We start from the raw sequence: 24725 nt of genomic DNA on the forward strand, positions 1-24725 counted from the left end.
CCTCAAACTTGACTACCGAGCAGGGTGGCTGAGAGTACCCCACCCGGGACCGGGAAGGCCCAGTCCGGGCCGTGACCCGGGTCACTTTCCTGCCGCTTCGCGTGTCGGGGAACGAGGGGTCGGAGCGGCGCGTTGAGGGGGGTAGTGGTCGACGACAGAAGGAGGTGTCCGCAGATGTCCACGAGCGGAAAGGTCGCGGTTGCCGGAGTCGTGGCAGCCATCGTGTTGTTCTGGGCGGTCGGGTTCTGGGCGGGGCTGCTGGTCCTGATCGGTGTACCCGCTGCCGCCTACCTCCTGCTGGACTCCTCCCAGCGCCGTCGCCTCCGGGGTATATCCCGGAAGCAGATCGGCCGCTGACACCGGCCTCCACGCGACTCCCGGCGGCTACGGCGGCGCCGGGAGCCGCGTCGGGCAACCATGTGGCGCCGCGCGCCACCGGCGCGCCCCGCCGGTCAGCGCTTCGTCCGACGGCCGGCCGACCGCTTCGGCGGTCCGACCGGGATCCGTCGAGGACCGCCTTGACGGACGCGCGCTCCCACTCCGCCTCCGCCCAGCGGTCCGGCCGCGAGGTCGGCCCGCGAGGTCAGGCGGGGCGGACCGCCACACGGTCCAGCGCCGCCAGCAGCTCCGGCAGCTCCGGCCGCCCCTCCCGGGGGACCGCGAGCACCTCGCCCGGCTCCTCGTCCAGCAGGACGAACGCCACGTCGCCGGTCCGCGCCACGAGCGACCAGCCGGCCCCGTCAGCCCGCAGCGTCCGGGCCCCCTCGCCCGCGAAGGAGGACCGCACCCGACCGGGCGGTGGCGGGGTCCGGGCGTACCCTGCGGCCTCCTCCAGCGCCCGGGCCAGCCCCGGGTGCGCCGCGGCGGCCACACCGCCGTCCGTCGCCACGCGCTCGCGCCAGTCGGCCCACTCCCGGGCGATCTGGTCCGCGCCCATCCGGCGCTGGACCGGCCCCCAGGTCTCGGCCGAGGGCGGAGCCAGCGGCACCCGCCCGGTGCCGTCCGCACCCTGCTCCGGATCGTGCGGCTCCGGGATCCCCGAGGCCGCCACCGACAGCTCCAGCGGCCAGCCCGCCAGCGAGACGACGATCGTCCGCTCGTCGGGCGACAGGTCGTACTCCATGCCGCAGTCCCAGGAGGCGATGGCCGCGGCCACCAGCGAGACGTCGTCCACGACGACCGTCCAGCGCGCGCCCTCCTCGTCCTGGCCGAGCACCAGCCCGTATCCGGCCCGCGCCGGCGCCACGCCCAGCAGCGCGCACGCCTCGGGGAAGTCGTCGCCCAAGATGCTCGGGAACTGCGCGGGGGTCATCAGTACGGCGGTCAGCACGTACAGCGAGCCGCCACCCTCGTCGTCGGACACCTGGCCTCCCGGTAGCTCTCTCGTCGGCGCACCCTAACCAGCGGGTAACCCGCCCGTCGAGAGCCTGCGGGTGACGATTTCCAAGGACGCTACCTGCACGTAGAGTTGGGGTCCCGCCACAGAAAGGGACATCCGGTGCAGCGATACGACCGGCTGAAAGAGATCCTCCGGCTCGACCCGGACCAGGACTTCCTCGCCATCTACCGGCTCACCGCCACCTACGAGTTCCCCTGGGACTTCGCCAGGGCCCTCGAACTCGCCCTCTTCCGCACCTACGCGGTCCCTTCCATCGGCCGCCTCCTGGCCGAGACCGCAGAGTTCACCGACCGGGCCCAGCGGCGCTACGACGACACCGCGCTGCTCCTCGACGCCGTCGTGGAGCACGGCTTCGAGAGCGACACCGCGCGCACCGCGATCCGCCGCGTCAACCAGATGCACCGCAGCTACGACATCTCCGGCGACGACATGCGCTACGTCCTGTGCACGTTCGTGGTGGTTCCGGCACGCTGGCTGGACGCGTACGGCTGGCGCCCGCTGACCCACCACGAGCGCAGGGCGTCGGCCAACTACTACGCCGCCCTCGGCCGGCACCTGGGCATCACGGACATCCCGGACTCCTTCGAGGAGTTCGAGTCCACGATGGACGCCTACGAGAGGGCCCACTTCGGCTGGCACGAGGGCGGCCGCAAGGTCGCCGACTCCACCATCGACCTGATGGCCTCCTGGTATCCGGCGCCCCTGGCCCCCGCCGTGCGCGGCGCCGGCCTCGCCCTCCTGGACGAGGCGCTGCTGGACGCCTTCCGCTACGGCCGGCCGAACGCGGGCGTCCGGCGGCTGGTCCGCGGCGCCCTGCGGCTGCGCGGTCGCGCCGTACGGCTGCTGCCGCCGCGCCGGACCCCGCACTACGCCCGCCAGAACCCGGAGATCAAGAGCTACCCCGGTGGCTACGACGTGGGCGAGCTCGGCACGTTCCCCGTGCCCGGCGCGGGCGGCTGCCCCGTACCGCATCCCCGCCGGCCCGCCGGAGCCGAGGCTCAGCCTCCGGCGTGATCCCGGGTCCGTCCGCGCGTCCCGGGCGCGGGGCCGACGTACGAGACCGTGCGCGGGCACGCCCCGCGCCCGCCTCGTGCGGTCCCGCGCCGCCCGCCCCTCGCGCCCGTCTGAACCGCCGCATCGGCGCACCGGCCCCGCTCACGCGCGACGCACGGCCAGCACCAGGTAGCGGTCGTCCTCGTCGGCGTACGAGGTCATGTCCCAGCCCGAACCGGCCAGCAGCGGGCTGAGGTTGGGCTCGGCCCGCATGTCCTGCGGGGTGAGCTCGCGGCCGTGGCGCGCGGCCAGGGCGGCCCGCCCGATCGGGTGGAACAGCGCGAGCCCGCCGCCGGGGCGGACCACCCGGGCCAGCTCGCGCAGGTTCGCCCCCGGGTCGGGCAGGTGGGCGATGAGACCGGCCGCGAACACCGCGTCCAGGCACCCGTCGCGCAGCGGCAGCCGGGCGACGTCCGCGAGCAGCAGCGCGCCGTCGGCCGCCCGTCCGGCCCGCTGTGCGGCGGCCAGCATCTGCGGGGTCAGGTCGGCGCCGAGCACCGTACCGGAGGGGCCCACGGCCGCGCGCAGGGCGGGCAGCGCCCGTCCGGTGCCGCAGCCCGCGTCGAGCACGCGGTCGCCCGGCCGCAGTGCGAACCCGGCCACGGCCGTCGTGAAGGCGGGCCCGTCCCCGGGGAACTTGCGGTCCCAGTCCGCGGCGCGCGCCCCGAAGAACTCCTGCACGTGTGTGTGGTCTTCGCTCATGCGCCCATGATCCCCCACCGCGGCCGGCGCCGGCGCATGCGGACCGTGCACAAGGTGGTACGTGGCGTGATCGAAGACAAACGTATCTCTGTCATATTCCAGCAGTTCCAGCGGCTTTCGAAATGCGCCCCCTGTTCGCGCCCTCACCCGGACTAGCGTCCGGTGGCCATGGGACACCTGGACCACGCCGCCTACGGCTGGCTGACACCCGCACTGTCATACGTGATGGCATCGATCGGCGCCGCCCTCGGCCTGCGCTGCACCGTCCGCGCGCTCGCCGCGACGGGCGCCTCCCGCCGCAACTGGCTCCTCGCCGCCGCCTCCGCCCTCGGTACCGGCATCTGGACGATGCACTTCGTCGCGATGCTGGGATTCGACGTCATCGGCACCGAGATCCACTACAACGTGCCGCTGACCATCCTCAGCCTCCTCGTGGCGATGGCGGTCGTCGGCGCCGGGATCTTCGCCGTCGGTTATGGCAAGAGCCCCCGCCGGGCCCTCGTCCTGGGCGGCCTCACCACCGGCCTGGGCGTCGCCAGCATGCACTACCTGGGCATGGCGGCCCTGCGCCTGCACGGCGAGGTCTCCTACGACCCGCTCGCCGTCGGGCTCTCCGTCGCCATCGCCGTGATCGCCGCCACCGCCGCGCTGTGGGCCGCGCTCAACATCAAGTCGCCGCTGGCCGTGGCCGGCGCCTCGCTCGTGATGGGGGCCGCCGTCAGCAGCATGCACTACACGGGGATGCTGGCCGTCGCCGTCAGGGTCACCCCCTCGGAGGCGGCCCTGCCCGGAGCCACCGCCACCCAGTTCATCTTCCCGCTCGCGGTGGGGCTCGGCTCCTACCTGTTCATCACCGCCGCCTTCGTCGCGCTCTCCCCGACCGCCGTCGAGCGCGCCGCCTCCGCCTCCGCCCAGAACCTGGGGGAGCGGGCCGTCGCGCACTGAGCGGGCCGGGCCGCCGCGGCACCGAACGCCGTGGGACGCGTACCGCCCCGTCCCACCGCAGCACGCCGGCTCCGCAACCACCGCCCCGCCCCGCACGCAACCACCGCAGCACGCCGGCTCCGCAATTACCGCCCCGCCCCGCCCCGCAGCACGCACCACCGCACCCGTAGGCACCGCCCCGGAACGAGGAGCCCATGCGCACACCCCGCAGAAAACCGGAAGCAGCGGCGCAGCGGCTGCCCGCGCCCCCGGCCCGCGGACGCCGGGCGCACGCCGGGCCCCCGGCCCAAGAGCCGGCGCCACCGGAGGCCTCCCCGTACGGTCGCCCCGGTCCGGCCGCCGCGCAGGGGTACCGGCCCCGGCTGCGCCTGCGTCCCCGTGCCGTCCGGGCGAAGATCGTCTCGCTGCTGATGGTCCCGGTCGTCTCCCTCCTCGCCCTCTGGGGCTTCGCCACCGTCAGCACCGCCCAGGACATCGCCCGCCTCAGCCGGGTCCAGCGCATCGACGCCGAGATACGCACCCCCGTCGCGGCCGCCGTCACCGAGCTCCAGGCCGAACGGCGCATCGCCGTACGCCTGCTCGCCGACCCCGCCGCCGACCAGCGGGCCGCCCTCGACCAGCAGGCCCGCCGCACCGACGGCGCCGTCCGGCGGCTACGGCTCGGCGACCGGCACACCGTCGCCGACTCCGGCGGCCACCGCGCCGACATCGTGGCGCGCCTGGGCGGGTTCGTCGCCGCCGCCGAGGCCCTGGCACCCGGCCGCGAGGACATCGCCGGCCGGCGCACCGCGCCCGAGGCCGCCTACCAGGCGTACACCCGGGCCGTCGACGCCGCCCTGGCCGTGGGCGGGGCCCTCACCGGTGGCGAGGACGCCGAACTCGCCCCCGAGGCACGGGTCCTCCTCGAATTCGACCGCGCCGCGGAACTGCTGTCCCGGGAGGACGCCCTGCTCGCCCTGCCGGGCCAGCGCAGCGCCGAAACGCTTCGGCAGCTGACCAGCGCCGTCGAGACCCGCCGCACCCTCACCGACTCCGCCGCCCGCGACCTCCCCGCCGGCCGGCGGGCCTCCTGGCAGGCCGTCGCCGAAAGCGCCGTCTACGCCGGCCTCACCGGCGCCGAGGACCGGGCACTGGCCGTCGGCACGGCCCGCGAGGCCCAGGGGGCGCCCGCCGGATGGGAGGCCCTCCACGCCTCGGTCGGCGCCTCGATGCGGGAGATCGGCGAAGCGGCGCGCACCGCCGCCGCCGACCGTGCGGACCCGTTCGCCGAGGGAGCGCTCAGCGCCGCCGGGGCCGCCGTACTGCTCGGCCTCGCCTCCGTCGCCGCCTCGCTCGTCATCTCGGTCCGCATCGGGCGGGCGCTGGTGGTGGAACTCGTCTCGCTGCGCAACACCGCCCTGGAGATCGCCCGCCGCAAACTCCCGGACGCGATGGACCGGCTGCGTGCCGGCGAGGAGATCGACGTCGCCGCCGAGACCCCGCCCGTCGCCGCCGCAGACGATGAGATCACCCAGGTCGGCGAGGCGCTGGCCACCGTTCACCGGGCCGCGCTCAGCGCCGCCGTCGAACGCGCCGAACTCGCCAGCGGGGTCTCCGGGGTGTTCGTCAACCTGGCCCGCCGCAGCCAGGTCCTCGTCCACAAGCAGCTCACCCTGCTCGACTCCATGGAACGCCGCGCCGACGACCCAGGCGAGCTCGGCGACCTCTTCCGGCTCGACCACCTCACCACTCGGATGCGCCGCCACGCCGAAAGCCTGATCATCCTGTCGGGAGCCGCCCCGGGACGCGCCTGGCGCATGCCGATCCCCCTCACCAACGTCGTCCGGGCCGCGGTCTCCGAGATCGAGGACTACCCGCGGGTCGAGGTGCGCCAGCTCGCCGAGGCCGCCGTCGTCGGCGGCGCCGTCGCCGACCTCACCCACCTGCTCGCCGAACTCATCGAGAACGCCACCCAGTTCTCCCCGCCCCACACCAAGGTCCGGGTCAGCGGCGAGCCCGTCGGCGCCGGCTACGTCCTGGAGGTCGAGGACCGCGGCCTGGGCATGGGCCGCGGCCCCCTGAACGACGCCAACCGCCGCATCGAGCAGTCCGAGGCGCTCGACCTCTTCGACAGCGGCCGGCTCGGCCTCTTCGTGGTCAGCCGCCTCTCGGCCCGCCACGGGATCCGGGTCCACCTGCGCACCTCACCCTATGGAGGGACCACTGCCGTGGTGCTCCTGCCGCACTCCCTGCTCCAGGGCGCCCTCACGCCCGGTGCCCCCGCACCGGAACCCCAGGAGCCGCCCGCCGCCCGCTTCGCCGCCGAGCAGCCGCCCTCCGCCGCGCCCGTACGGGAGGCGACCCGTGCCGCGGCCGTACGGGAGGCTCCGCGTACCACCGCCGTTCGGGAGGAGCCGCGCGCCTCGGCCGTACGGGAGGAGCCGCACGCGGCCGCGCTCCCGGACCGGACCCCCGCCGGGCCGGGGTCGCCGCCCGCGCCGCAGCCGCGCCCCGCCCCGGTGGCGCCGCTCCGGCCGCGTACCCCCGGCGGCGCGGTCACCCGTACAGCGGCCGCCGCGGCGGACGGGCCGCCCGGCGCCCGGGACGTCCCGGACGCCTCGGTGACGGAACTGCCGCGCCGCGTGCGCCAGGCCAGCCTGGTACCGCAGCTCCGGGAGGCTCCCGAGCCCACGGTCCCGGCCGGCGCCCGCAGCCCCGAGGACCCGCCGGGCCGCAGCCCGGAACAGGCCCGGGACCGGATGGCGGCCTACCGGGACGGATGGGTCCGGGGGTCCCGGGAGAACGCCTCCCACGCCGCCAGTGAAGGAGAAGAACGATGATCGAACACAAGTGGACCGACCTCGACGGAGCCCGCAGGCCCGGCGAACTGGACTGGCTCCTGGACGATCTGGTGATGCGGGTCCGCGAGGTCCGGCACGCCGTGGTCCTGTCCAACGACGGGCTGGCGGTCGGCGCCTCCAGCGCACTGAGCCGCGAGGACGCGGAGCACCTGGCCGCCGTGGCCTCCGGCTTCCACAGCCTGGCCAAGGGCGCGGGCCGGCACTTCCACGCCGGGGGCGTGCGCCAGACGATGGTGGAGATGGACGAGGGGTTCCTGTTCGTGGCGGCGGCCGGGGACGGCTCGTGCCTGGCCGTCCTCAGCGCCGCCACCGCGGACATCGGCCTCATCGCCTACGAGATGGCCCGGCTGGTCAAGCAGGTCGGCGAGCACCTCTACACCCCGGCCCGGCTCGCGGCACGCCCGCCGGCCGCCGGCTGAGGGCGGTCCGGGACGTGAACGGCCAGTGGTACGACGCCGACGCGGGCCCGCTGGTCCGCCCTTACGCCATGACCGGCGGACGGACGAAGCCGGGACCCCACGGGGTGCGCTTCGACCTGATCGCCCTGGTCGTCGTGGACCCGGGGGGAACCGACGCGGACACCGAGGCGCTCCTCGGCCCCGAACACCGTTCCCTGCTCCGGCTCTGCCGGTCCGAGACCCAGTCGGTGGCGGAGCTGGCCGCCGACGCCGACCTGCCGGTGGGCGTGGTGCGGGTCCTCCTCGGGGACCTGCTGGAGGGCGGGCACGTCAAGGTCAGCAGACCGGTGCCGCCGGCCCAACTGCCGGACGAGCGGATTCTGCGTGAAGTCATCGACGGATTGCGAGCGCTGTGATGGGACGACATGACGACGGGTCCGGGGGCCGGGCCCGGCACACCGGTCCCGGGGACGCCGGTTCCGCGGACCGGGCCCCGGACACCGATCCGTGGGACGCCGCCGCCGCGGACGCCGATCCCGACGACGACGGGGAACTGGCCGCACTGGCGCTGAAGATCCTGGTGGCCGGCGGTTTCGGGGTCGGGAAGACCACGCTGGTGGGCGCCGTGAGCGAGATCCGTCCGCTGCGGACGGAGGAGGCGCTGAGCGAGGCGGGCGAACTGGTCGACGACACGGACGGGGTGGACCAGAAGACGACCACGACCGTGGCCATGGACTTCGGGCGGATCACGATCCGGTCCGGGCTGTCGCTGTACCTGTTCGGGACGCCGGGGCAGGACCGCTTCTGGTTCCTGTGGGACGAGCTGTCGCAGGGAGCGCTCGGCGCCGTGGTCCTCGCCGACACGCGGCGGCTGGAGGACTGCTTCCCGGCGGTCGACTACTTCGAGCACCGGCGGATCCCGTTCGTCGTCGCCGTCAACTGCTTCTCGGACGCGCGCCGGTACGGAGCGCACGACGTGTCGCGGGCGCTGGACCTGAACCAGGGCACGCCGGTCCTGCTGTGCGACGCGCGGGACAAGGACTCGGGGAAGGAAGTGCTGATCAGGCTGGTCGAGTACGCGGGGCGGGTGCACACGGCCCGGCTGCTCGACTCGGTGGAGCCGCAGGCCGACCCGGTGTGAGCCGGCCCGCTGCCCGGCCGAAGTGCGCCGGAGCGCCGAGGCGCTCCGGCCGGGCGCTCGTCAGTCCGCCACTCCCGCGGTGGCGATCACCTTGTCGATCGCAACCCGGACGAGGAGCTCGCCCGGGACGGCGTTGCGGCGGCCGAAGGCGCCGCCGCGCTCCTCGCCCATGTAGCGGGCGGCGATCCTGGTCGCCCAGGTGAGCATCGTCTCCGGGTCGTCGGCGTACTCGCTGATCTCGGCGCGGCCCTGGAGCACGACGTACGCGAACGGCGGCCGGTCGTCGTCGACGCAGAGCGCGACGCGGCCGTCGCGGGCCAGGTTCCGCCCCTTGACGGTGTCCTTGCCGGTGTTGAACACGAAGGAGTCGCCGTCGAGCACGAACCAGATGGGGGCGATGTGCGGACTGCCGTCCTCGCGGACGCTGGAGAGTTTGCCGGTACGGGTGGAATGAGAGACGAAAGCCCGCCATTCCTCTTGGGTCATCTTCTTCGCCATGGGGACATCCTCCTTGTCGGAAAGGCGCTGGTGGGGAAGGCTGGCGGCACGACTACGCGGGGTGGGGTGCGGCCACGGCGGCGGCGCCCACGGGAGGGGCTCGAAATGGCACTGGACAAGCAGCTCGACTGGCTGCTGGACGACCTGACGCGCAGGGTCCAGCAGGTGCGGCACGCGGTGGTGCTGTCCAACGACGGCCTGGTGACAGGCGCGAGCGCGGGGCTGGCACGGGAGGACGCGGAGCACTTGGCCGCCGTCGCGGCCGGCCTGCAGAGCCTGGCCAAGGGCTCGGGCCGGCACTTCCGGGCCGGGGAGGTCCGGCAGACGATGGTGGAGTACGACGAGGGGGTCCTGTTCGTCATGGCGGCGGGCGCGGGCAGCTGCCTGTGCGTGCTGAGCGCTTCCGAGGCAGACATCGGCCAGGTCGCGTACGAGATGACGCTGCTGGTCAACCGGGTGGGGGAACACCTGGGGGTCGCGGAGCGGCGGCTGACCGGCGGCTGAGTCGGCGGCTGAGTCGGCGGCTGAGTCGACGGTCCTCGGGGCCAGTGCCCCCGGAGGTTTTCCACAGGCATCGCACCGTGTCGTCGCGCTGAGTTACGGTCTTCACACAGAGTAATCGCTGCTCGTGGGGGAGGACCGTGATGATGCGCATGGGGACCGTACGCCAGGACGATGTGACCGCCGGTGTGGCTGTCGGTGTGGCAGGAGGAGTGGCTGAGGCCGCGGCCGCGGCCGTGGCCGGTTCCGGGGGCGTGGCCGTGACCGTGGCCGCGCAGACGGAGGGGCGTGCGGATGAGTCGGTGGGCGGAGTGCAGGCCGCAGCGGAACTGGGCCTGAGCCGGAGCGAGTTCGCCCGGGCCGTTCAGCTCGGGATCGTACGGGCGGGCCCGCCCGCCGCCGGGGGAGCCGCACGCTACGCCCGGGCCGAGCTGGACCGGGCCCGGGTGGCCGAGGGGTCGCCGGCCGCACTGCGCGGACGGCTGGAGACCGTGGCCGGGGCGGAGGCCGCGGCGGCGGTGCTGGGCGTCGGCCCGAGCCGGTTCACCCGGCTCGCGCGGTGCGGGCACGTCGTCCCGGTCGGCTACCGGATCAACCGCTACCGGGCGGTGGTCTGGCTCTACCTGGCCGGGGAGCTGCGGGAGTTCGCCGTCCGGGAACCGGGGATGCTGCGCGGGAGCGCGCCCCCGGCCGACCGGGAGGTGATGGCGGCCAAGACGGACCTGCGGCCGCGGAAGTGGCGCGGCCGGCACGTGGGGCTGCTGCTGAGACGGACCGCCGACCCGTGGGAAGGGGCGGCCGTGCTGGCCTCCGTACTGCCGGAGCACGACGTGCGCGACGCCGTTCCCGATCCGGAGGAGCGCATCATCCTGGCCGCGCTCGCCCCGCCCCCTCCGTACGGCCACCCGCAGGCTCCGGCGGCCGCTGCCGTGGCGGAGCGGCTGTTGCGCGCCGAGCCGCCGGACGAGGTCCACTGGTACCGCGCCAGCCTGGACTTCGCCCTGGCCGGGGCGCGCGGTCAGCCGAATTCGACGGGGGAGAGGGGGCCGACGTAGACCCAGGCCCCGTCCTCCCGCGCGAAAGCGCTGTGCTCGTGCAGGGAACCGGTGTGCCGGCCCTCGCGGTAGTGCGCCCGGAACTCCACCGAGCCCTCCGTCTCGAACATCCCGCCGCGATCGGTGGCGAGGATCTCCAACCGGTCCCAGCGCTGTCCCGGGTCCAGGTCGAGCCGGTCCGGCCGGGTCGAGGGATGCCAGGAGCGCAGCAGGTAGGCGGTGTCGCCGACGGCGAAGGCGCTGAAGCGGGAGCGCATCAGCCGCTCGGCGGTGGGGGCCTGCCCATCACCGGAATGGAAGCGGCCGCAGCACTCCGGGTAGGCGGCGGGCAGCCCGCAGGGGCAGGGGAGGGCCGGGGTGGGCATGGGCGTGCTCAGTTCTCGGGAGAGGCTTCGGAGACGGGGGAGACGGGGGAGGCGGGGGAGGCGGGAGCCGACGCGGTCGGCTTCGCCGCGTACGGGCGGAAGAGGCCCTCCTGAACGACGGAGACCAGCAGCCTGCCCTCCACGTCGTAGATGCGGCCTCGGGCCAGGCCGCGGCCGCCGTGGGCGATGGGCGACTCCTGGTCGTACAGGAACCACTCGTCCGCCCGGAACGGCCGGTGGAACCACATGGCGTGGTCGAGGCTCGCCATGTCGAAACCACGCATCCCCCAGAGGGGCTCCACCGGGATGCGCACGGCGTCCAGGAGGGTCATGTCACTGGCGTAGGTGAGGGCGCAGGTGTGCACGAGCGGGTCGTCACCCAGCGGGCCGACGGCGCGCATCCACACCGCGCTGCGCGGATCGGCGTCCTTGAGCTCCTCCGGAGTCCAGCGGAGCCGGTCCACGTACCGGATGTCGAAGGGCTGGCGGCGGGCCATCCGCTCCAGCGCCTCGGGCAGGGCACCCAGGTGCTCGCGGATCTCGTCCGCGACCTTCGGGAGCGTGTCCGGATGGGGGAAGTCGAGGCGGGGCGGCAGCTGGTGTTCGATGCCGCCTTCCTCCGGATGATGGAAGGAGGCGGTGAGGTTGAAGATCGTCTTGCCCTGCTGGACCGCGGTGACCCGGCGCGTGGTGAAGGACCGCCCGTCGCGCACCCGCTCCACCTGGTACACGATCGGCACCCCGGGAATGCCGGGGCGCAGGAAGTACGCGTGCAGCGAGTGGACGGGTCGGTCACTCTCGGTGGTGCGCCCCGCGGCGACCAGCGCCTGGCCGGCGACCTGGCCGCCGAAGACCCGCTGGAGGGACTCCTGCGGGCTGGCGCCGCGGAAGATGTTGACCTCGATCTGTTCCAGGTCGAGCAGGTCGACGAGTCTCTCGGCGGGGTTCGTCATCAGGGGGTCTCCACTGTCTGGTCCGGCGGGTTCGGCGGCCCTGTCGGTTCCGGTGGCTACGGCGGCTCCGGCGGGGCTGCGGGGGTTGGCGGGCGGCGGGAGCCGGTCAGAGCTGGCCGAGCTCACCCACCGAGGTGACGCGGAGGACCGCGCGGCCCTCCTCGTCGGAGGCGGCGAGGTCGACCTCGGCGCTGATGCCCCAGCCATGGTCCCCGTTGGGGTCCGCGAAGGTCTGGCGGACGCGCCACAGGCCGTGCGCCGGGTCCTCCTCGATCTGCAGGAGCTTGGGTCCGCGGGCGTCCGGGCCGGTGCCCAGGTCGTCGTACTCGTCCCAGTACCCGTCCATGGCCTCGCCCCAGGCGTCGGCGTCCCAGCCGGACTCGGCGTCCAGCTCGCCCAGTACGTTGACGTGGTCCAGGGCGGCCAGCTCCACCCGGCGGAACATGGCGTTGCGGACCAGGACGCGGAAGGCGCGCGCGTTGGCGGTGACCGGCTTGACCTGGTCCGCCTTCTCCTGGGCCTGCTCCGCCGTCTCCACCTCCGGGTTCGCCAGCTGCTCCCACTCGTCCAGCAGGCTGGAGTCGACCTGGCGGACCAGCTCGCCCAGCCAGGCGATCAGGTCCTGGAGGTCCTCGGACTTCAGGTCGTCGGGAATGGTGTGGTCCAGCGCCTTGAAGGCACCGGCCAGGTAGCGCAGCACGATGCCCTCGGTGCGGGCCAGCTCGTAGAAGGAGGTGAACTCGGTGAAGGTCATCGCGCGCTCGTACATGTCGCGGATGATCGACTTCGGGGAAACGGGGTGGTCCCGCACCCACGGGTGGCTCTTCGCGTACACGTCGTAGGCGTGGAAGAGGAGCTCTTCGAGCGGCTTGGGGTAGGTGATGTCCTGGAGCCGTTCCATCCGCTCCTCGTACTCGACCCCGTCGGCCTTCATCTGGCCGATCGCCGTGCCGCGTTCCTTGTTCTGCTGCGCGGCGAGGATCTGACGCGGGTCGTCGAGCGTGGACTCGACGACCGACACCATGTCCAGCGCGTAGGAGGGGGACTCCGGGTCCAGCAGGTCGAACGAGGCCAGCGCGAAGGTCGACAGCGGCTGGTTCAGCGCGAAGTCCTGCTGGAGGTCGACGGTGAGCCGGATGGTGCGGCCCTCCGCGTCGGGGGTGTCCAGCTTCTCGACGACCCCGCCGTCCAGCAGCGAGCGGTAGATCGCGATGGCCCGGCGGATGTGCCGCAGCTGGGCCTTGCGCGGTTCGTGGTTGTCCTCGAGGAGGTGGCGCATCGCCTTGAAGGCGTCGCCGGGCCGGGCGATGACCGACAGCAGCATGATGTTGGTGACCTTGAAGCGCGAGGTCAGCGCCTCCGGATCGGCGGCGATGAGCTTCTCGAAGGTGGTGTCCGACCAGGCGACGAAGCCCTCGGGGGCCTTCTTGCGCACCACCTTGCGGCGCTTCTTCGGGTCGTCGCCCGCCTTCGCGAGGGCCTTCTCGTTCTCGATGACGTGCTCGGGCGCCTGGGCGACCACGTAGCCCGCCGTGTCGAAGCCGGCGCGGCCGGCCCGGCCGGCGATCTGGTGGAACTCGCGCGCGCGCAGCGTCCGGACCCGGTTGCCGTCGTACTTGGTGAGTGCGGTGAACAGCACGGTGCGGATGGGCACGTTGACGCCGACGCCGAGGGTGTCGGTACCGCAGATGACCTTCAGCAGACCGGCCTGGGCGAGCTTCTCCACCAGGCGCCGGTACTTGGGCAGCATGCCGGCGTGGTGCACGCCGATGCCGTGCCGCACGTAGCGGGAGAGGTTCTGGCCGAACTTGGTCGTGAAGCGGAAGTTGCCGATGAGCTCGGCGATCTTGTCCTTCTCCTCGCGGGTGCACATGTTGATGCTCATGAGCGACTGCGCCCGCTCGACCGCCTGGGCCTGGGTGAAGTGCACGATGTAGACCGGTGCCTGCCGGGTCTCCAGCAGCTCGGTGATCGTGTCGGTGATCGGCGTGGTGACGTACTCGTACGAGAGCGGGACCGGCCGGGTGGCGGAGCGGACCATCGAGGTGGGGCGCCCGGTGCGCCGGGTCAGGTCCTCCTCGAACCGCTTCATGTCGCCGAGGGTCGCCGACATCAGGACGAACTGCGCCTGCGGCAGCTCCAGCAGCGGGATCTGCCACGCCCAGCCGCGGTCCGGCTCGGCATAGAAGTGGAACTCGTCCATGACGACCTGGCCGATGTCGGCGTGCTTGCCGTCGCGCAGGGCGATGGAGGCGAGGACCTCGGCGGTACAGCAGATCACCGGGGCGTCCGAGTTCACGGAGGCGTCGCCGGTCAGCATGCCGACGTTCTCGGTGCCGAAGAGCTTGCACAGGTCGAAGAACTTCTCCGACACGAGCGCCTTGATGGGGGCCGTGTAGAAGGTCACCTTGTCCTGGGCCAGCGCCGTGAAGTGTGCGCCCGCGGCCACCAGGCTCTTGCCGGAGCCGGTCGGGGTGGACAGGATCACGTTCGCGCCGGACACGACCTCGATCAGCGCCTCCTCCTGTGCCGGGTACAGGGTGATGCCCTGGCCCTCCGCCCACGAGGAGAAGGCCTCGAAGAGGGCGTCGGGGTCGGCAGTCGGCGGGAGCTGATCAATGAGGGTCACGCCCCCCATCTTGCCTGGCTTCCCCCCGGATGCGGGAACCGGCGGACGGAACGAAGATCGTCAACGGTACGCTGTGCCGTCGATGAGGCCCGATCGACTCCGTCAACCGGGCCCGACCAGCACACCACCGGGGCGGGAAACGACCATGATGGGTCCGGCGCACTCACTGTCCGGCGCGGCAGCATGGCTGGGGGTGGGAGCGGCGACGGCGGCCGCCGGATACCCGATGCCGTGGCCGGTCCTCGTCGTCGGCGCGCTGATCTGCGCCGGAGCGGCCCTGGCCCCCGACCTCGACCACAAGTCGGCGACGATCTCGCGCGCCTTCGGTCCGCTCTCCCGCGGCATGTGCGAGGTGGTCGACAAGATCTCCTACGCCGTCTACAAGGCGACCCGCTCCCCGAGGGACGCCCGCCGCACCGGCGGCCACCGGACCCTGACGCACACCTGGCTCTGGGCGGTCGTGATCGGCGCCGGAGCCTCCGTGCTGGCCGTCACCACCGACCGGTGGGGCGTGCTCGCGCTCCTCTTCGTCCACCTCGTGCTGGCCGTCGAAGGACTGCTCTGGCGGGCCGCCCGGATGTCCAGCGACATCCTGGTCTGGCTGCTCGGCGCCACCAGCGCCTGGACCCTGGCCGGCGTGCTCGACCAGCCGGGCAACGGCGCGGGCTGGCTGTTCGACGCCCCGGGCCAGGAGTACCTGTGGCTCGGCCTGCCGATCATGCTCGGAGCCCTGGTCCACGACATCGGCGACGCCCTGACCGTCTCCGGCTGCCCCGTCCTGTGGCCGCTCCCGATCGCCGGCAAGCGCTGGTACCCGATCGGTCCGCCCAAGATGATGCGCTTCCGCGCGGGCAGCTGGGTGGAGCTCAAGGTCCTCATGCCGGTGTTCGTGCTGCTCGGCGGCTTCGGCGGAGCCTCCGCCCTCGGCTTCATCTGATCCCTCCGGCGGGGTCCCCGCAGCACGTACGAGGCCCCCGGTCCCCGCTGATGCGGGTGGCGCCGGGGGCCTCGTGCACGGCCGCGCCCCGCGGCCGGCCGCCGGTCCGGTCAGCCGTGCCAGGAGCGCCACAGCGACGCGTACGCGCCGTCGGCCGCCACCAGCTCGTCGTGGGAGCCGAGTTCGCTGATCCGGCCGTCCTCGACCACCGCGATCACGTCCGCGTCGTGCGCCGTGTGCAGCCGGTGGGCGATCGCGATGACCGTACGGCCGTCCAGCACCCGGGCGAGCGAGCGCTCCAGGTGCCGCGCCGCGCGCGGATCCAGCAGCGACGTGGCCTCGTCCAGGACCAGCGTGTGCGGATCCGCCAGCACCAGCCGGGCCAGCGCGACCTGCTGCGCCTGCGCCGGGGTCAGCGCCGTGCCGCCGGAACCGACCTCGGTGTCCAGACCGGCCTCCAGGGCCCGCGCCCAGCCCTCGGCGTCGACCGCCTCCAGCGCCGACCACAGCTCCGCGTCCCCGGCGCCCGTACGCGCGAGGCGCAGGTTGTCCCGCAGCGAGCCCACGAACACGTGGTGCTCCTGATTGACCAGCGCCACGTGCTCGCGCACCCGCTCCGCCGGCATCCGCGACAACTGCGCCCCGCCGAGGGTGACCTCCCCGGTCCGGGGCGCGTAGATGCCCGCCAGCAGCCGGCCCAGCGTGGACTTGCCCGCGCCCGACGGGCCGACCAGCGCCATCCGGGTCCCCGGCGGCACCGCCATCGAGACCCGGTGCAGGACGTCCACGCCCTCCCGGTAGCCGAAGTGCACCTCGTCCGCGCGGACCGCGCGGCCCTCCGGGGCGACGGCCGCGTCACCCGCGTCCGGCTCGATCTCCCGCACGCCCACCAGGCGTGCCAGGGACACCTGCGCGATCTGCAGCTCGTCGTACCAGCGCAGGATCAGCCCGATCGGGTCGACCATCATCTGCGCCAGCAGCGCCCCCGTGGTCATCTGTCCCACCGAGATCCAGCCCCGCAGCACGCAGTAGCCGCCGACCAGCAGGACCGAGCCGAGGATCGTCATGTAGGTGACGTTCACGACGGGGAAGAGGACCGTGCGCAGGAACAGGGTGTACCGCTCCCAGGCCGTCCACTCCTTGATCCGCCGCTCCGACAGCGAGATCCGGTCCCGTCCCAGGCGGTGCGCCTCGACCGTGCGGCCCGCGTCGACCGTCTCGGAGAGCACGGCCGCGACCGCCGCGTATCCCGCCGACTCCGACCGGTACGCCGACGGCGCCCGCCGGAAGTACCAGCGGCAGCCGATCACCAGGACCGGCAGCGCCACCAGCGCGGCCAGCGCCAGCGGAGGCGCCGTCACCGCGAGCGCCCCGAAGAGCAGCCCCGCCCACACCACGCCGATGGCCAGCTGCGGCACCGCCTCGCGCATGGCGTTGGCCAGCCGGTCGATGTCGGTGGTGATCCGCGACAGCAGGTCACCGGTGCCGGCCCGCTCCAGGACGCCCGGAGGCAGCCCCACCGACCGCACCAGGAAGTCCTCGCGCAGGTCGGCCAGCATCTCCTCGCCGAGCACCGCCCCGCGCAGCCGGACCAGCCGGACGAAGCAGGTCTGCACGGCGAGCGCCGCCGCGAACAGCAGCGCCACCTGCCCCAGATGGAGCTCGCGCACCCCCGCCGTCAGGTCGTCCACGACCCGGCCCAGCAGGTACGGGCCGACCATGGAGGCGATCACCGCGACCGCGTTGACCGTCACCAGCAGCACGAAGGCCCGCCGGTGCCGCCGGAACAGCCCGCGCACATAGCCCCGTACGGTCGCCGACGTGCCCACGGGCAGGGTCGCGGCCGATTCGGGGGCCGCCGGATCGTAGTCCGGCGGCGCCACGCCGATCATGCGGACTCCTCGATCTCTGTGAGTGTTTCTTCGAGCTCGGTCAGTTCAAGCCGTGCGAGCCGCTGTTCCTCTTCCGTCTCACGGGTGACGACCGCCCGGTAGAGCGGTTCGCCGTGCAGCAGCTCGCGGTGCGTACCGGTCGCCGCCACCACACCCCCGTGGACCAGGACGACCCGGTCGGCGCGGTCCAGCAGTAGCGGCGAGGACGCCAGCACCACCGTGGTGCGCCCGGCGCGCAGGGCCGCGATGCCGTCCGCGATCCGCGCCTCCGTGTGCGAGTCGACCGCCGACGTCGGCTCGTCCAGCACCAGCACCTCCGGGTCGGTCACCAGCGACCGCGCCAGCGCGAGGCGCTGGCGCTGCCCGCCGGACAGCGACCGGCCGCGCTCGGTGATCCGCGCGTCCATCGGGTCGTCGACCCCGTCCGGGGCCGCCTGCGCCAACGCGTCCAGCACGTCCGCGCACCGGGCGGCCTCCAGCGCGGCCGCCGGTTCGACCGCTCCCGAGGCCGGTACGTCGAACAGCTCGCGCAGGGTGCCCGACAGCAGCACCGGGTCCTTGTCCTGTACGAGGACCAGCGTGCGCGCGGTGTCCAGCGCGAGCTCGTCCAGCGCGACCCCGCCCAGCAGCACCGAGGGGCCGCCGGCCCCGTCCATCGGATGCCCGCCCAGCCGCTCGGCGAGCCGCCCCGCGAGGTCCGGGTCCCCGCACACCACGGCGGTGAACCGGCCCGTCGGCGCCAGCAGCCCGGTCTCCGGGTCATACAGGTCGGCTCCCGGCGCGGGTGCGTCCGGAACCGGGCCCGCCCCCTGCTCCGCGGCTCCCGGCTCCCCGGCCTCCGCGCGCGTCAGCGACAGCACCCGGGCGGCCCGCTCGGCGGAGGGGCGGGAGAAGGAGTACGCCATGGCGATCTCCTCGAAGTGCCGCAGCGGGTAGAGCAGCGTGGCCACCGCGCTGAACGCGGCCACGAGTTCGCCCACCTCGATGCGCCCGTCCACGACCAGCGTGGCCCCGTGCCAGACGACCGTGATCAGCAGCGCGCCCGGCAGGAGCACCTGGATCGCGGAGATCAGCGCCCACATCCGGGCACTGCGCACGGCGGCCTTGCGGACCTCCTGCGAGGCCTCGCGGTAGCGGCCGAGGAACAGCTCCTCGCCGCCGATTCCGCGCAGCACCCGCAGGCCCGCGACCGTGTCCGAGGCCAGCTCGGTCGCCCTGCCCGCCTTCTCCCGCTGGAAGTCGGCGCGCCGGGTGGCGCGCGGCAGCAGCGGCAGCGCGGCCAGGGCGACCACGGGGACGCCGATCGCCACGACCACGCCGAGGGCGGGGGCGTAGAAGAGCAGCCCGACGCAGACGAGGACGACGGCGAAGGCGGCGGCGAGGAACCGGGACACGGCTTCGACGAACCAGCCGATCTTCTCGACGTCGCCTGTGGACACCGCGATCACCTCACCGGCGGCGACCCGCCGGCTCAGCGCGGAGCCCAGTTCGGCCGTCTTGCGCGCGAGCAGCTGCTGCACGCGGGCGGCGGCGGTGATCCAGTTGGTGACGGCGGTGCGGTGGAGCATGGCGTCGCCGACGGTGATGGCCACGCCGAGCAGGAGGAGCAGGCCGCCGACGAGCAGCAGCCGGTGCGCGTCGCGGTCGACGACCGCGTCGACGCCGAGACCCAGCGCGTAGGGGAGTCCGGCGATGCCGGAGAAGTGCACCAGACCCCAGCACAGGCTCTTGGCCTGGCCGCCGAGTTGGCCGCGTCCGAGCCACACGAGGAAGCGGGGGCCGGAGCGAGCGTCGGGTACCCCGGGGTCCGGATACGGAAGATCGCTGATCTGCATGACGCCCCATGACGGTCGAGTGGTTCAAACCGTGCAAGGTTCGCCTTCCGGACCCGTTCCGGGCAATCGATTTTCCACCCGCGGGCGGGCGTCGCGGTGCGTCTCTGCCGTTCAGGGACGAGTGGCGTGCTCCAGTTCGAGCAGGGCCGAGTAGTAGCTCCGCCCGGTGGCCCGGTCCATGCCCACCTCGCACATGCGGTTCGCCGACAGGTGCGCGTCGAAGGACCGAGCGGTCACCTCGGCGGCCTCCCGGGCCGTCGCCGAGGCCGCCAGCTCCGGGTGCAGCATGCCGCGGTCGCCCGCGAAGGCGCAGCAGCCGGCGTCGTCCGGTACGACCACCTCGTCGGCGCACGCCGCGGCGACCGCGAGCAGCTGCGCCTCGTCGCCCAAGTGCCGCATCGAACAGGTGGGGTGGAGCACGGCCGATCCGGCGGTGCGCCGGATCTCCAGGTGCGGCAGCAGTTCGTCCGCCGCCCAGACGACCGAGTCGACGACGGTGAGCTCCGCGTGCAGCGCCCGGTTGTCGTCCGTCAGGTACGGGACCACCTCGCGCGCGATGCCGAGCGTGCAGGAGGAGGCGTCGACCACCAGCGGCAGCCGCCCGCCGGCCGTCCATCCCCAGGCCGCCTCGACGATCCGGTTGGCCATCACCCGGTTCCCCGCGTCGTACCCCTTGGAGTGCCAGATCGTCGCGCAGCAGGTGCCGTGCACGTCGCGGGGGATCCACACCGGTCTCCCGGCCCGCTGCGACACGGCCACCACGGCCTGCGGCAGGGAGGGGCCGGGGCGGCCGTCCGGGCCGCCGAAGATCCGGTTGACGCAGGCCGGGTAGTAGACGGCCGCGGCGCCCACCCGTGGGGTGAGGGGCAGCCGCCGGGCCGCGGGCCCGGGGACCTGTGGCAGCCACCGCGGTACGAGGTCCGGGCGTACGGCCCTGCGCGCGGCCCCCGTGACGGCTTCGAGCAGCCGGTTCCCGACCCGGTCGGTGATCTTCCCGGCGGCGGCTACGGCCAGCCGGGCGGCCGTCTCCACGGCCGCGAACCGCCGCGCGGCGAGCGCGGCGGCCCGCTCCTCGCGGGCGCTGTGCCGGCGGTGGCGGAAGTCCTTCATCAGGGCGCCGGTGTCGATGCCGACCGGGCAGGCGAGCCTGCAGGTGGAGTCGCCGGCGCAGGTGTCGACCGCGTCGTAGCCGTAGGCGTCGAGCAGGCCGTCCAGCACGGGGGAGCCCGGCTGCTGGCGGGTCATCTCGCGCCGCAGCACGATCCGCTGGCGCGGTGTGGTCGTCAGGTCCCCGCTGGGACAGGTCGGTTCGCAGAAGCCGCACTCGATGCACGGGTCCGCCACCGCCTCCACCCGCGGAATCGTCTTCAGCCCGCGCAGGTGGCCCCGCGGGTCGCGGTCGAGGAGGATGCGCGGGGCGAGCACCCCGTCCGGGTCCACGATCCGCTTGGTGCGCCACATCAGCTCGGTGGCCCCGGCGCCCCATTCCAGTTCGAGGAAGGGCGCCATGTTGCGTCCGGTGGAGTGCTCGGCCTTCAGGGAACCGTCGAAGCGCTCCACGGTGAGCCGGCAGAAGGCGTCCATGAAGGCGGCGTACCGCTCGACGTCGGAGGGGTCGGCGGCGTCGAAGGCGAGCAGGAAGTGCAGGTTGCCGTGGGCCGCGTGGCCGGCGACGGCCGCGTCGAAGCCGTGCCGGGCCTGGAGTTCGAGGAGGGCCTCGCAGGCCTCGGCCAGCCGCGAGGGCGGTACGGCGAAGTCCTCGGTGATCAGGGTGGTGCCCGGGGCGCGGGCTCCGCCGACGGCGGTGACGAAGGCCTTGCGGGCCGTCCAGTAGCCGCTGATGGTCTGCGCGTCCCGGGTGAAGGAGTTGGTCACGGAGGCGGCCGGCGCGACCAGGTCGAGCCCCGCGAGGACCTCGGCCGCGCGGCGCTCGCAGGCGGCGCGTCCCGCCTCGTCCGGCGCCCGGAACTCCACCAGCAGCGCCGTGGTCTCCCGCGGCAGGTCGGCCCAGTCGGCGGGGACGCCGGCGACGCTGACCGAGGCGCGCAGGGTGTTGCCGTCCATCAGCTCGACGGCGAGGGCGCCCGCCGCGTTGAAGAGCGGGACGGCGGCGGCCGCGGCCGGCAGGGAGGGGAAGAACAGCAGGCCGGTGCAGAGCTCGCGGTCCAGCGGGAGCGTGTCGAACACGACCTCGGAGATGAAGCCGAGGGTGCCCTCCGATCCGACCGCCAGACCGCGCAGGATCTCGACGGGGGTGGCGCCGTCCAGGTAGGCGTCCAGACGGTAGCCGGTGGTGTTCTTGATCTCGTACTTGGCGCGGATGCGGGCGACGAGCTCCGGGTCGGCCTCGATCTCCCGCTTGATCTCCATCAGCCCGCGGCACAGGGCCGGTTCCGCGCGGGCCAGCCCCTCGTCGGCGAGCGGATCGGCCGTGTCCACCACGGTCCCGGTCGGCAGGACGAGGGTGAGGGAGGAGAGGGTGCGGTACGAGTTCCTCGTGGTCCCCGCCATCATGCCGGAGGCGTTGTTCGCGACGACCCCGCCGAGGGTGCAGGCGATGGCGCTGGCCGGGTCGGGGCCGAGGATCCGCCCGTGCCGGGCCAGCGCGGCGTTGGCCCGTACGACGGTGGTCCCGGGGCGGATGCGGGCGCGCCGGCCCTCGTCCAGCACCTCGACGCCGGCCCAGTGGCGGCGCACGTCCACGAGGATGTCCTCGCCCTGCGCCTGGCCGTTGAGCGAGGTCCCGGCTGCGCGGAAGACCACCTCGCGCTGCCTGCCGTGCGCGTAGGAAAGGACGGCGGAGACGTCGTCGATGTCCTCGGCGATCACCACGACCTGGGGCACGAAGCGGTAGGGCGAGGCGTCCGAGGCGTAGCGGACCAGGTCGGACACCTTCCACAGGACCTTCTCCGCGCCGAGCAGCTCGGTCAGCTCGGTGCGCAGCGGCTCCGGGGTACCGCCGGCCCGGTGCTCGGGCAGCCGGTCGGGGGCGGGGCCGCCGATGCCGCGCGGGCGCAGCGCTCCCGGCTTCGGTTCCAGCATCGGCATGTCCGACCCCTCGCCTCGTCGCGGCCCGCGCGTGGCCTATCGGCAGACGCCCTCCGGCGGAGCGTCCGCCAGGGCGTTCAGCAGGCCCCCGAGCATCTCGCGCTGATCGGCGGTCAGTGGAGCCAGGATCTCCTCTGCGGCGTCGGTTCGCGCGTTGCGCAGGCGGCGCAGCGTGGCGCGGCCGGTGTCCGTGAGCTCGATCCTTATGACCCGCCGGTTCGCGGTGTCCGGCGCGCGGCGCACGCAGTCCGCGGCCTCCAGGCCGTCCACGAGCGTGGTGACGGCGCGGGGGACGACCTCCAGACGGGCGGCGAGGTCCGCCATCCGGGGCGGCTGAGCGCCTTCGTAGTGCGAGACCAGGCGCAGCAGGCGGCCCTGGGCGGGAGTGATGCCGAGCGGCTCCATGTGGCGCTTCTGGATGCGGTGGAGCCGACGGGTCAGGCGCAGCAGCTGCTCGGCGAGAACGCCGTCTGTGGTGTCGGTCTCGGAAGGTGTCCTCATACTGGGAGACAGTATCAGGACCGGATTCATTGTGAGCATAGGTAACAATGAGCTATGCTCATTCGAGTCTCGTCAGGAAGGAGGCCCATGCGCCCCGAAGAACCGAAGTGGACCCCATCGAACGAATCCCTCGACCCCAACCGCCCCGCCCCGGCGGAGCAGCCCCGTGAGCTGCGCCGCATCGTCTCCCTCTTTCGGCCGTACCGGGGCCGCCTCGCCGTCGTCGGCCTCCTGGTCGGCGCCTCCTCGCTGGTCGGGGTCGCCTCGCCCTTCCTGCTGAGGGAGATCCTCGACGTCGCGATCCCGCAGGGCCGCACCGGGCTGCTCAGCCTCCTCGCGCTCGGCATGATCCTGACCGCCGTGGTCACGAGCGTCTTCGGCGTGCTCCAGACCTACATATCGACCACGGTCGGCCAGCGCGTCATGCACGACCTGCGCACCGCCGTCTACGCCCAGCTCCAGCGGATGCCGCTGGCCTTCTTCACCCGCACCCGCACCGGCGAGGTGCAGTCCCGCATCGCCAACGACATCGGCGGGATGCAGGCCACGGTCACCTCGACCGCGACCTCGCTCGTCTCCAACCTGACGGCGGTCATCGCCTCGGTCGTCGCCATGCTCGCGCTCGACTGGCGGCTCACGCTCGTCTCGCTGCTGCTGCTCCCCGTCTTCGTGTGGATCAGCCGGCGGGTCGGCCGCGAGCGCAAGAAGATCACCACGCAGCGCCAGAAACAGATGGCCGCGATGGCCGCGACCGTGACCGAGTCGCTGTCGGTCAGCGGCATCCTGCTCGGCCGCACCATGGGGCGCTCCGACTCTCTGACCTCGTCCTTCTCCGACGAGTCCGAGAAGCTCGTCAGCCTGGAGGTGCGCTCCAGCATGGCCGGGCGCTGGCGGATGTCCACGATCGGCATCGTCATGGCCGCCATGCCCGCCCTGATCTACTGGGCGGCCGGCATCGCGCTGCAGACGGGCGCGCCCTCGCTCTCCGTCGGCACCCTCGTCGCCTTCGTCACCCTCCAGCAGGGCCTGTTCCGGCCCGCCGTGAGCCTGCTGTCGACCGGCGTGCAGATCCAGACCTCGCTCGCCCTGTTCGCCCGCATCTTCGAGTACCTCGACCTGCCGGTGGACATCACGGAACGCGAGGACGCGGTGCGCCTGGGGCGGGCCGCGGGCGAGGTTCGGCTGGAGGCCGTGGACTTCGCGTACGACGCGGAGAACGGGCCTGCCCTGAAGGGGATCGACATCACCGTCCCGGCCGGCAGTTCCCTCGCCGTGGTCGGCGCGACGGGCTCCGGGAAGAGCACCCTGAGCTACCTCGTGCCCCGGCTCTACGACGTGACCGGCGGACGCGTGGCCCTGGACGGGGTCGACGTCCGTGACCTCGACTTCGACTCGCTGGCCCGCTCCATAGGCGTGGTCTCCCAGGAGACCTACCTCTTCCACGCCTCGGTCGCCGACAACCTGCGCTTCGCCAAGCCGGACGCGACCGACGAGGAGATCGCCGACGCGGCCCGGGCGGCCCAGATCCACGACCACATCGCGTCCCTGCCGGACGGGTACGACACCCTCGTCGGCGAGCGCGGCTACCGGTTCTCCGGGGGTGAGAAGCAGCGGCTCGCCATCGCCCGCACCATCCTGCGGGACCCGCCGGTGCTCATCCTCGACGAGGCCACCAGCGCCCTGGACACCCGCACCGAACACGCCGTCCAGCAGGCCATCGACAACCTCTCCGCGGGCCGCACCACCATCACCATCGCGCACCGCCTGTCCACCGTCCGCGACGCCGACCAGATCGTGGTCCTCGACGCGGGGCGCATAGCCGAGCGCGGTACGCACGAGGAGCTGCTGGAGGCCGAAGGCCGGTACGCGGCCCTGGTCCGCCGGGACCGGGACGCCGCGCTGGCGCCGGTGGCGGCGCCGGACGGGGGCCGGAGTGCGGGAACGGCGCAGGGCGCCGAGTTGGCCCCGGTGAACGTGTGATCGTATGACCGGCGCACGGGTGGGGTGTCGGGAATGTGATGTTTCGCGGGTTA

The 24725-nt window shown here is 73.5% G+C and carries 21 protein-coding genes; 11 read left to right on the forward strand and 10 right to left on the reverse strand.

The window, feature by feature from the left end; genetic code table 11:
- The first annotated feature begins 174 nt into the window (after positions 1 to 174).
- Positions 175 to 357 carry a hypothetical protein gene (locus ACFWTC_RS12750; RefSeq protein ID WP_215150480.1) on the forward strand — a complete coding sequence of 61 codons (183 nt, stop codon included), beginning with the start codon at positions 175 to 177 and terminating at the stop codon, positions 355 to 357.
- A gap of 226 nt (positions 358 to 583) precedes the next feature.
- Here the strand turns inward: ACFWTC_RS12750 and ACFWTC_RS12755 are convergent, their stop codons facing one another.
- A complete protein-coding gene (locus tag ACFWTC_RS12755; RefSeq protein ID WP_383916685.1) occupies positions 584 to 1363 on the reverse strand; it encodes a hypothetical protein in 780 nt (259 codons plus the stop codon).
- 135 nt (positions 1364 to 1498) lie between these two features.
- On the opposite strand from ACFWTC_RS12755, the gene ACFWTC_RS12760 reads away from it, so the two are divergent.
- A complete protein-coding gene (locus tag ACFWTC_RS12760; protein WP_384027042.1) occupies positions 1499 to 2413 on the forward strand; it encodes an oxygenase MpaB family protein in 915 nt (304 codons plus the stop codon).
- 141 nt (positions 2414 to 2554) lie between these two features.
- Here the strand turns inward: ACFWTC_RS12760 and ACFWTC_RS12765 are convergent, their stop codons facing one another.
- Positions 2555 to 3154 (reverse strand): class I SAM-dependent methyltransferase, encoded by a 600-nt coding sequence (locus ACFWTC_RS12765; protein ID WP_383916689.1) that lies wholly within the window; start codon positions 3152 to 3154, stop codon positions 2555 to 2557.
- Positions 3155 to 3322: 168 nt separating this feature from the next.
- Here ACFWTC_RS12765 and ACFWTC_RS12770 point away from each other — a divergent pair, with 168 nt between their 5' ends.
- The 5 genes from ACFWTC_RS12770 (at position 3323) to ACFWTC_RS12790 (ending at position 8478) form a co-directional block, all read left to right on the forward strand.
- A complete protein-coding gene (locus ACFWTC_RS12770) occupies positions 3323 to 4099 on the forward strand; it encodes an MHYT domain-containing protein (RefSeq protein ID WP_383916692.1) in 777 nt (258 codons plus the stop codon).
- A gap of 194 nt (positions 4100 to 4293) precedes the next feature.
- Entirely contained in the window at positions 4294 to 6918 is a 2625-nt protein-coding gene (locus ACFWTC_RS12775) for a nitrate- and nitrite sensing domain-containing protein (protein ID WP_384027040.1), read from the forward strand.
- Positions 6915 to 7358 (forward strand): roadblock/LC7 domain-containing protein, encoded by a 444-nt coding sequence (locus tag ACFWTC_RS12780; RefSeq protein WP_383916698.1) that lies wholly within the window; start codon positions 6915 to 6917, stop codon positions 7356 to 7358. Before ACFWTC_RS12775 ends, ACFWTC_RS12780 begins: the two co-directional genes overlap by 4 nt.
- 68 nt (positions 7359 to 7426) lie before the next feature.
- Positions 7427 to 7753, forward strand: a complete 327-nt coding sequence (locus ACFWTC_RS12785; protein WP_383916800.1) for a DUF742 domain-containing protein — start codon at positions 7427 to 7429, stop codon at positions 7751 to 7753.
- Positions 7753 to 8478, forward strand: a complete 726-nt coding sequence (locus ACFWTC_RS12790; RefSeq protein ID WP_383916700.1) for an ATP/GTP-binding protein — start codon at positions 7753 to 7755, stop codon at positions 8476 to 8478. Before ACFWTC_RS12785 ends, ACFWTC_RS12790 begins: the two co-directional genes overlap by 1 nt.
- 60 nt (positions 8479 to 8538) lie before the next feature.
- Here ACFWTC_RS12790 and ACFWTC_RS12795 read toward each other — a convergent pair whose 3' ends face one another.
- Positions 8539 to 8976 carry a PPOX class F420-dependent oxidoreductase gene (locus ACFWTC_RS12795; RefSeq protein WP_383916703.1) on the reverse strand — a complete coding sequence of 146 codons (438 nt, stop codon included), beginning with the start codon at positions 8974 to 8976 and terminating at the stop codon, positions 8539 to 8541.
- A 105-nt stretch (positions 8977 to 9081) separates the two neighbouring features.
- Here ACFWTC_RS12795 and ACFWTC_RS12800 point away from each other — a divergent pair, with 105 nt between their 5' ends.
- Both ACFWTC_RS12800 and ACFWTC_RS12805 read left to right on the forward strand, forming a co-directional pair.
- The gene (locus ACFWTC_RS12800; RefSeq protein ID WP_383916705.1) at positions 9082 to 9480 is read left to right on the forward strand and encodes a roadblock/LC7 domain-containing protein; all 399 of its coding nucleotides are present in this window, start codon (positions 9082 to 9084) and stop codon (positions 9478 to 9480) included.
- Between the two features lie 209 nt (positions 9481 to 9689).
- Positions 9690 to 10532 carry a DUF6397 family protein gene (locus ACFWTC_RS12805; protein WP_384027038.1) on the forward strand — a complete coding sequence of 281 codons (843 nt, stop codon included), beginning with the start codon at positions 9690 to 9692 and terminating at the stop codon, positions 10530 to 10532.
- Here the strand turns inward: ACFWTC_RS12805 and ACFWTC_RS12810 are convergent.
- The 3 genes from ACFWTC_RS12810 to ACFWTC_RS12820 all read right to left on the reverse strand — a co-directional run bounded on the left by ACFWTC_RS12810 (position 10496) and on the right by ACFWTC_RS12820 (position 14479).
- Positions 10496 to 10897, reverse strand: coding sequence for a YchJ family protein (locus ACFWTC_RS12810; protein ID WP_383916711.1), 402 nt, complete (start codon positions 10895 to 10897; stop codon positions 10496 to 10498). The two genes, ACFWTC_RS12805 and ACFWTC_RS12810, sit on opposite strands and share 37 nt — an antisense overlap.
- 8 nt (positions 10898 to 10905) lie before the next feature.
- Positions 10906 to 11850: an acyl-CoA thioesterase gene (locus tag ACFWTC_RS12815; protein ID WP_384027036.1), complete on the reverse strand. Its 945-nt coding sequence runs from the start codon at positions 11848 to 11850 to the stop codon at positions 10906 to 10908.
- A 106-nt stretch (positions 11851 to 11956) separates the two neighbouring features.
- Positions 11957 to 14479: a DEAD/DEAH box helicase gene (locus tag ACFWTC_RS12820; RefSeq protein WP_383916717.1), complete on the reverse strand. Its 2523-nt coding sequence runs from the start codon at positions 14477 to 14479 to the stop codon at positions 11957 to 11959.
- Between the two features lie 145 nt (positions 14480 to 14624).
- Here ACFWTC_RS12820 and ACFWTC_RS12825 point away from each other — a divergent pair, with 145 nt between their 5' ends.
- Positions 14625 to 15416 (forward strand): metal-dependent hydrolase, encoded by a 792-nt coding sequence (locus tag ACFWTC_RS12825; protein WP_383916720.1) that lies wholly within the window; start codon positions 14625 to 14627, stop codon positions 15414 to 15416.
- Positions 15417 to 15526: 110 nt separating this feature from the next.
- On the opposite strand, the gene ACFWTC_RS12830 is transcribed toward ACFWTC_RS12825, so the two are convergent.
- The 4 genes from ACFWTC_RS12830 to ACFWTC_RS12845 all read right to left on the reverse strand — a co-directional run bounded on the left by ACFWTC_RS12830 (position 15527) and on the right by ACFWTC_RS12845 (position 22692).
- A complete protein-coding gene (locus tag ACFWTC_RS12830; RefSeq protein WP_383916723.1) occupies positions 15527 to 17308 on the reverse strand; it encodes an ABC transporter ATP-binding protein in 1782 nt (593 codons plus the stop codon).
- On the reverse strand, positions 17305 to 19143 hold the full coding sequence (locus ACFWTC_RS12835) for an ABC transporter transmembrane domain-containing protein (protein ID WP_383916726.1): 1839 nt from the start codon (positions 19141 to 19143) through the stop codon (positions 17305 to 17307). The genes ACFWTC_RS12830 and ACFWTC_RS12835 overlap by 4 nt, the downstream gene beginning before the upstream one ends.
- Positions 19144 to 19254: 111 nt before the next feature.
- On the reverse strand, positions 19255 to 22191 hold the full coding sequence (locus ACFWTC_RS12840; RefSeq protein WP_384027034.1) for an FAD-binding and (Fe-S)-binding domain-containing protein: 2937 nt from the start codon (positions 22189 to 22191) through the stop codon (positions 19255 to 19257).
- A 36-nt stretch (positions 22192 to 22227) separates the two neighbouring features.
- Positions 22228 to 22692: a MarR family winged helix-turn-helix transcriptional regulator gene (locus tag ACFWTC_RS12845; protein WP_383916732.1), complete on the reverse strand. Its 465-nt coding sequence runs from the start codon at positions 22690 to 22692 to the stop codon at positions 22228 to 22230.
- An 87-nt stretch (positions 22693 to 22779) separates the two neighbouring features.
- Between ACFWTC_RS12845 and ACFWTC_RS12850 the strand changes: the two genes are divergently transcribed.
- The gene (locus ACFWTC_RS12850; protein ID WP_383916735.1) at positions 22780 to 24672 is read left to right on the forward strand and encodes an ABC transporter ATP-binding protein; all 1893 of its coding nucleotides are present in this window, start codon (positions 22780 to 22782) and stop codon (positions 24670 to 24672) included.
- The last annotated feature ends 53 nt before the right edge of the window (positions 24673 to 24725 follow it).

It is taken from the genome of Streptomyces sp. NPDC058619, from assembly GCF_042717785.1.
Taxonomy (GTDB): Bacteria; Actinomycetota; Actinomycetes; order Streptomycetales; family Streptomycetaceae; genus Streptomyces.

Coding starts and splice junctions, on each gene's coding strand:
- ACFWTC_RS12800 (WP_383916705.1), top strand. CDS start 9,082: ATGGCACTGGACAAGCAGCTCGACTGGCTGCTGGACGACCTGACGCGC.
- ACFWTC_RS12830 (WP_383916723.1), bottom strand. CDS start 17,308: ATGATCGGCGTGGCGCCGCCGGACTACGATCCGGCGGCCCCCGAATCG.
- ACFWTC_RS12780 (WP_383916698.1), top strand. CDS start 6,915: ATGATCGAACACAAGTGGACCGACCTCGACGGAGCCCGCAGGCCCGGC.
- ACFWTC_RS12825 (WP_383916720.1), top strand. CDS start 14,625: ATGATGGGTCCGGCGCACTCACTGTCCGGCGCGGCAGCATGGCTGGGG.
- ACFWTC_RS12770 (WP_383916692.1), top strand. CDS start 3,323: ATGGGACACCTGGACCACGCCGCCTACGGCTGGCTGACACCCGCACTG.
- ACFWTC_RS12835 (WP_383916726.1), bottom strand. CDS start 19,143: ATGCAGATCAGCGATCTTCCGTATCCGGACCCCGGGGTACCCGACGCT.
- ACFWTC_RS12765 (WP_383916689.1), bottom strand. CDS start 3,154: ATGAGCGAAGACCACACACACGTGCAGGAGTTCTTCGGGGCGCGCGCC.
- ACFWTC_RS12795 (WP_383916703.1), bottom strand. CDS start 8,976: ATGGCGAAGAAGATGACCCAAGAGGAATGGCGGGCTTTCGTCTCTCAT.
- ACFWTC_RS12750 (WP_215150480.1), top strand. CDS start 175: ATGTCCACGAGCGGAAAGGTCGCGGTTGCCGGAGTCGTGGCAGCCATC.
- ACFWTC_RS12840 (WP_384027034.1), bottom strand. CDS start 22,191: ATGCCGATGCTGGAACCGAAGCCGGGAGCGCTGCGCCCGCGCGGCATC.
- ACFWTC_RS12850 (WP_383916735.1), top strand. CDS start 22,780: ATGCGCCCCGAAGAACCGAAGTGGACCCCATCGAACGAATCCCTCGAC.
- ACFWTC_RS12785 (WP_383916800.1), top strand. CDS start 7,427: ATGACCGGCGGACGGACGAAGCCGGGACCCCACGGGGTGCGCTTCGAC.
- ACFWTC_RS12790 (WP_383916700.1), top strand. CDS start 7,753: ATGGGACGACATGACGACGGGTCCGGGGGCCGGGCCCGGCACACCGGT.
- ACFWTC_RS12815 (WP_384027036.1), bottom strand. CDS start 11,850: ATGACGAACCCCGCCGAGAGACTCGTCGACCTGCTCGACCTGGAACAG.
- ACFWTC_RS12810 (WP_383916711.1), bottom strand. CDS start 10,897: ATGCCCACCCCGGCCCTCCCCTGCCCCTGCGGGCTGCCCGCCGCCTAC.
- ACFWTC_RS12845 (WP_383916732.1), bottom strand. CDS start 22,692: ATGAGGACACCTTCCGAGACCGACACCACAGACGGCGTTCTCGCCGAG.
- ACFWTC_RS12775 (WP_384027040.1), top strand. CDS start 4,294: ATGCGCACACCCCGCAGAAAACCGGAAGCAGCGGCGCAGCGGCTGCCC.